Source organism: Pseudomonas sp. 8(2025) (assembly GCF_052665325.1).
Genome location: NZ_JBQOIE010000013.1, coordinates 221,995 through 228,883, shown reverse-complemented (window position 1 = coordinate 228,883; position 6,889 = coordinate 221,995). Strand labels below are relative to the sequence as shown.

2 protein-coding genes and 1 pseudogene are annotated in these 6,889 nt (G+C 60.4%); all 3 read left to right on the top strand.

Translation table 11 applies throughout. The features are described 5' to 3' along the window. Nucleotides 1–5,628, top strand: a pseudogene (locus tag ACUXVH_RS23790) (DUF637 domain-containing protein); the annotation flags it as partial. 54 nt (nt 5,629–5,682) lie between these two features. After that, nucleotides 5,683–6,291, top strand: a complete 609-nt coding sequence (locus ACUXVH_RS23785; RefSeq protein WP_445496067.1) for a restriction endonuclease fold toxin — start codon at nt 5,683–5,685, stop codon at nt 6,289–6,291. Then, the gene (locus tag ACUXVH_RS23780; RefSeq protein WP_141679898.1) at nt 6,291–6,650 is read left to right on the top strand and encodes a hypothetical protein; all 360 of its coding nucleotides are present in this window, start codon (nt 6,291–6,293) and stop codon (nt 6,648–6,650) included. The genes ACUXVH_RS23785 and ACUXVH_RS23780 overlap by 1 nt, the downstream gene beginning before the upstream one ends. The last annotated feature ends 239 nt before the right edge of the window (nt 6,651–6,889 follow it).

Here is a 6,889-nt window from a genome sequence, read left to right as displayed (position 1 = left end):
GGCGAGCTGTCGAGCCAGGGCAGCAGCACCCTGGTACTGGCCGGCATGGACAACCTCACCGGCGTGGTACTGGCGCAGCAGACCCTGACCATCACCGGCAGCGCTGAGCTGGACAACCAGGGCGGGCTGCTGTCGGGCTGGCAGGGCCTGACCCTCAACGGCACGGGCTTGAACAACAGCAACAAGGGCACCGTCTCCAGCCTCAAGGGCGGTGTCGAGGTCGCCCTCAGCGACGCCTTGAACAACAGCCAGGGCGGTGGCCTGGTCAGCCAGCAGGCCCTGGACGTCAAGGCCGCCAGCCTCGACAACAGCCACCAGGGGGTGATCTCCAGCGCTGGCGAGCAAAGCCTCAAACTCAGCGACCTGCTGGACAACAGCCAGGGCGGCTCCATCGACAGCGCCGCCACCCTGACCCTGCAGGCCATGGCCCTGGGCAACCAGGGCGGCACAGTCAACGCCGCCGGCGACCTGGAGTTCATCGGCAGCGACCTGGACAACAGCCACGGCACCTTCACCGGCAAGCAGGGCGTTACCCTCGACCTGCTGGGACACTTGATCAACAACCAGGGCACCCTGTCCGCCGCTGGCCCTTTGCTGCTCAAGCGCAGCACTAAGGTTGAGAACCAGGGCGGCGAACTTTTCAGCCAGCAGTGGCTGCGGCTGTTCACCGAACACTTGGACAACCGGCAGAAGGGCCGGGTCGCGGCCAATGAGTCGGTGTTGATCAGCGCCAGTGGCGAAGTGCAGAACAGCGATGGCGGAGAGATCCTCAGCCGCGAAGCCGACCTGCAACTCAATGCCGAGCGTCTGGATAACGCCAGAGGCCTGCTGCAGGCCAAGACCACCCTGGGCCTCGATGTGGCGGCCGACGCCGGTAACCAAGGCGGACAAGTGATTGCCCAGCAGGGCGACCTGACGCTCAAGGCGGGCCACCTCGACAACAGGGCCGGCAAGGTGTCCGCCCTCAACGGCGGCGCCACCCTGGAAACCGCGGCCGATGGCCGCCTCGACAACCGCGACGGCGCGCTCTTCGCCCAGCAGGCTCTGCATATCAGCGCCAGGGAGCTGGACAACAGCGCCGGCCAGATCAGCGCCCGGCAGATCGAGCTGGAGCTCGCTGGTGCCCTGGACAACCGCCAGGGCCTGATCGAAAGCGGCAGTACCCTGGCCACCGCTGCTGCCAGCCTGGACAACCAGCGCGGGCAACTGCGGGCCCTGGGCCTGGCCAGCAAGACCCGGTTCAGCATCGCTGGCACCTTCGACAACCGCGACGGCTCCCTGGAAACCGCCAACAACGACCTGGCCTTCGACGCCGGCGGCTTCAACAACCGCGGCGGCAGCCTGCTGCACAGCGGCAGTGGCGTGTTCGGCATCTCCATGGCCAACCTCGAAGACGTCGGCGGCCGCCTGAAGACCGCCGGCCAACTGACCCTGGAAGCCGAGCGCTGGACCAACAGCAGTGCAATCCAAGCCGACCGGTTGCTGGTCAAGGTCGACCACCTGACCCAGACCGCCGACGGCCAGCTCCTGGCGGGCACCGGCCTGACCGGCAGCGGCAGCCACTGGAACAACGACGGCCTGATCGGCAGTGACGCCGCGCTCAACCTCGACCTGAACGGCAACTACAGCGGCAAGGGGCGCCTGAGCAGCATTGGTCAACTGGACCTGCATGCCGCCCAACTGGACCTGGCGGACAGCGCCAGCATCGCCGGTGGCGCCAACGGCACCCTGAAGATCGACGGTGCGCTGAACAGCGCCGGGCGTATCACCGCCAGCCAGAAGCTGCTGCTGAATGCCGCCAGCATCCACAACCTCGGCACCCTGGGCAGCGGCGAAGACCTGAGCCTCAACGCCGCCACCCTGGTCAACGACCATGGCCTGATCTCCAGCGGCGGCAATATGCAGTTGCTGACCAACAGTTTCACCAACCGCTATGCCCAGGTGTACAGCCTGGGTACCGCGCTGATCGCCAAGGAAGACCAGCAAGCCAGGGCCGACCTGCTGGACAACCGCTCCGGGGATATCGAAAGCCTGGGCAAGCTGACCATCGCCGCCAGCACCCTCAACAACGTCATGGACGTGCTGCAGTACACCGAGCACGAAAAGAGTGCCGCCAGCATCACCCGCCTGTCCTGCACCCTGATTCCCGTCGCCGGCTGCGACGACCGCGGCGGTGGCCGCATCAACGGCCTGTGGGAAGTGGCCGAGACCGACCGCCTGCGGGTGACCAACAGCAGCGCCGCCGCCAGCCTCAACAGCGGCGCCGACCTGCAGATCGACACCCAGACCCTGACCAACACCAGCAGCCTGATTACCGCGGCCGGCGATATCAACATCAAGGCCGAGACCGTCCACAACCAGGGCCTGCAACCCCAGGAAATCACCACCCTGCGGCGCTACTGGAGCTTCGTCAACGAAACCGGCACCGCCGCAGCCCTAGCCGCCGCGTTCAACGCCCGCAACAACCCGACGCCTTCGAGCAGCTTCGCCTCCGACCTCAGCGCCTTCATTGCCTGGACCGGGGTGATGCTGTCCTCCAGCAGCAAGGTGGTGGACGGCGACCAATCCTTCGCCGCCACCATCCAGGCCGGTGGCAAGGTCAACCTCAAGGCTGACCAGACCCTCGACAACAGCGTGATCCGCTCCTTCTACGAGTACGTCGGCGCCGGCAAGACCCTGACCGACACCGGCGTTGGCAACGGCTACTCGACGCCGATCCGGATCAACCCGCAACTGCCCCCGGAACTGGCCCAGCAACAGGTCAACCCCCTGGAGCTGCCGGGCTTCACCCTGCCCACCGGCGGCAACGGCCTGTTCCGCCTCAGCGGCCAGGGCAGCACTTTGGCCCAGGCCCCGACGCCTGCGCAGATCGCCGGCCTGCCGGACGCCGCGAGCCTGTCCCGGCCGCACAAGTACCTGATCGAAACCAACCCGGCGCTGACCAACCTCAAGCAGTTCATGAGCTCGGACTACCTGCTGTCCAACCTGGGCTACAACCCCGATGAAAGCGCCAAGCGCCTGGGGGACGGTTTCTACGAACAGAAACTCATCCAGCAAGCCATGGTGGCCCGCACCGGCCAGCGCTTTATCGACGGCCAGGACAGCAACGAAAAACTCTTCAAGCACCTGATGGACAACGCCCTCCAGAGCAAGCAACAGCTTGATCTCTCGGTGGGCGTGACCCTGACCTCCGCACAAGTCGCCGCCCTGACCCACGACATCGTCTGGCTGGAAAGCCATGAAGTGAACGGCGAACAGGTGCTGGTGCCAGTGCTGTACCTGGCCCAGGCCAACAACCGCCTGGCGCCCAACGGCTCCCTGATCGCGGGCAAGGACGTGAGCCTGATTGCCGGCAAGGACTTGAACAACGTCGGCACCCTGCGCGCGGCCAATGACCTGTCGGCGGTGGCGGGGGCGAACCTGGTCAATAGTGGGTTGGCGGAGGCGGGCAACCGCCAGGACCTGCTGGCGGGCGACTACCTGGTCAACCGCGCCGGCGGCATCATCGCCGGGCGCGACGTCACCCTGACCACCACCCAGGGCGATGTGATCAACGACCGCACCCTGACCACCCACCAGAGCAGCAGCGCAGCCTACGTCCGCGAGCAGCGTCGCGACTTCCTCGACAGCGCCGCCCGCATCGAAGCCGGCAACAGCCTGAGCATCGATGCCGAACGGGACTTCGACAGCAACGGCAGCGTCCTGCACAGCGGTGGCGACACCCGCATCAAGGCCGGTCGCAACGTCAGCCTCAACGCCGTCGAACAAGTGGTCAGCAACGACCGCGGCATCGGCAACCTCGACCAGAGCAAAACCCAGCACGGCGCCACCCTGGAGAGCGGCGGCGACCTGAGCATTGAGGCCGGTGGCAACGTCACCGCGATCGCCAGCCAGATCGACGCCAAGGGCGACGTCTCGATAACGGCCAAGGACAACCTGACCCTGGCCTCGGCCGCCAATGAACAACACTGGGCCAGCAAGACCGGTACCACCAAGAGCGAAGAGGATCGCGTCCACCAACAAGCCACCACGGTGACGGCGGGCGGGGATGTGATGCTCAAGTCTGGCCAGGACATGACCCTGATTTCCAGCAAGGTCAAGGCCGGGGATGAAGCCTATCTGGTGGCCGGTGGCGAACTGAACCTGCTGGCGGAGCAGGACAGTGAGCATTCGCTGTATGACATGAAGAAGAAGGGGGGCTGGGGCAACCTCAAGACCCAGCGTGACGAAGTCACCCGCACCACACATATCGGCAGCGAAATCAGTGCCGGTGGCAACCTGACGCTCAAGAGCGATGGCGACCAGAAGTATCAGGTCGCCAAGTTGCAAAGCGGCAAGGACATCACCCTGGATAGCGGCGGCGCTATCACATTCGAAGCTGTCAAGGATCTACACCAAGAGAGCCACGAGAAGAGCAAGAGCAGCTTCGTCTGGAACTCGATGAGTGGCAAAGGCAACACCGATGAAACGTTGCTGCAAAGCCAACTGATCGCCCAGGGCGATATTGTGATCAAGGCCGTTGAGGGGCTGAAGATCGATATCAAGCAGGTCAACCAACAGAGCGTTAGTCAGGCCATCGACGCTATGGTGCAGGCCGACCCGCAACTTGCCTGGATCAAGGAGATGGAGGCGCGTGGTGACGTCGACTGGCGGCAGGTGAAAGAGCTGCACGACAGTTTCAAATACAGCCACTCTGGGCTGGGCGGTGGAGCAGCCATCATCATCGCTATTGTCGTCGCCTACTTCACCGCCGGTGCAGCGAGCGGACTCATTGGCAGTGCAGCTAGTGCTACGGCCGGTTCAGGTAGTGCCATGGCAGCCGGTACGGCGGCGACAGCAACTACGGCGGCCACTTCAGCTGGTTGGGCAAACGTGGCACTCACAGCCATAGCCTCTTCCGCTGCCGGATCAACGGCCGTCAGCACCATCAATAACAAAGGCAACCTTGGAGCGGTAGTCAAAGACATCACCTCGAAAGATGCACTGAAGGGTTATGTTGTGACCGGCGTAACGGCCGGCCTGACAGCTGGTCTTTATGACCAATGGACTGGCACCGAGACCGCAACAGGTACCTCTCCGGCTATTGGCGGTCATGCCGGGCAACTGGCCAATAGCGGCACCGTCACCGGCGCCACGCTCAACACCTGGCAGGGTATTGGCCAGTTTGCCGCCAACCAAGCGCTACAAAATGGCACCTCAGTCCTGCTAGAGCGCGCGTTAGGCGGCGATGCCAAACTCAGCGACGCCCTGCGCACCAGCTTGGCTAACGCCTTCACCGCAGCAGGGTTCAATTGGGTTGGTGACCAGAGCGGGCCCGAAAAATGGGACCTCAAAGAGGGCCGCCTGCCCAAGATCGGTCTGCACGCTATCATGGGCGGCCTTGCAGCGGAGGCGGCGGGCGGCGACTTCAAGACAGGTGCCTTGGCTGCTGGAGTGAACGAGGCACTGGTTGGCTCGCTGTGGGATCAATACAGGCAGATGTCCTACGATGAGAGAAAAAAGCTACTTGTGATGAACTCGCAAGTGCTCGGTGTGCTGGCCGCCGCCGCGCAAGGCGGGGACGAGAAAGCCATGCAGACTGGCGCCTGGGTGGCGGGGAATGCTACGCAGTACAACTTCTTTGAACACCTGCCTCCAGGTTTGGCAGAGTATGGACAGGCAGTCACTACACTCACGGAGAGCATGCAGCAGCAAGGAGCAACTGCTGATGAAATAGCTCAGGCAAAGCTGGATCTTGCTCGAAGTCGAGGTTTCGAAGGTGTTCAACCTGCTACTGAATTCACCAAGGCCTGGGCTATGTTTATGGCAGGTGAACTCAGTGGCATGGGGCTGGCTGCGGCGTTAGGTAAGATCCTTTCGGGAGGTGCACGAGGGGGAGTCGCAGCGGGGCAGGCTGGAAAAGGAGAAGCGATACTTGAAAGTTCCTCCATAAAAATGTCGGATAAGGTAAGGGAGCTGTACTCAAAAGGAAAATATCGTGAGGCTTTAGATGTTCACTATGAGGACCTTGTTAGAGGTCGAACTGGAGGAATGTCTCAGATTATTAATGGTAGAGAGATTGATGTTGTTACAGATACTGCGTTGATACAGGTGAAAAGAACATATTCGGCTATTGAAAAGCCAAATAATTTCCTTAATAAGGCAACTCGTAATCAAATTAAGGCTACTATAGAAGTCGCGGTGGAGCAGGGTAAAAGAGCCGAATTTTGGTTTAAGTATGGTGTCTCTTCCAAAGTTAGGAAGTACATTGAAGATAAAGGTGGTATTGTTAAAGTTGGATTGGGGGGGTGATGTCTAGTTACGTTTCGGTTAGAGGGTGGATTGAGTGTGATTTTAAAGATGTGCCAACTATAAAAAATCTTGCGGCCGGATCTTGGGCGTCTTTCGGTAAGCATGGATTAAAAAGTGATGTCGCAGATTTATATTGGAATGGGTGGTCATTTCCTGAGGTTCCAATCAATTGGGTAGCTTTTGTATTTTATGGGGGGGTGATAAATTCGCGGGCATATGATTTCTTTAAATCTGTTTTAGATGAGGTTGCTAAGGCGAATGTAGAAATTGAAGGGGTTTTTTATGTGGATTTTGAAGAGGCGGATGACTCAAGGGTGCTGAGAGTTGAAAACGGGTTTTTGCTTGAGAAGAAAAGATAACTTTAGATGTTCTGCTATTTTAAAAGGAATCTTCGCGCAAGTCCGGAATTCAAAAAAACTCTATCTGGTGTGTGGTATTGCCTCAATGAGTGTCCGGTTTCATTAGAGCGCTGCACACTGGAGTGGCACTGATTTCTAGTATATTGAAGATGTAATCGCTATCTCCGCGCTGCTAGGTCTTGTTCGGTTTTTAAGTGTTTGTTTTTTTCAATAATGTGAGTTGTTGGATGAGATTTTGG

Bases quoted from the DNA above. Each gene is read 5' to 3' on its own strand.
- ACUXVH_RS23785 (WP_445496067.1), top strand. From the start codon at position 5,683: ATGCAGCAGCAAGGAGCAACTGCTGATGAAATAGCTCAGGCAAAGCTG.
- ACUXVH_RS23780 (WP_141679898.1), top strand. From the start codon at position 6,291: ATGTCTAGTTACGTTTCGGTTAGAGGGTGGATTGAGTGTGATTTTAAA.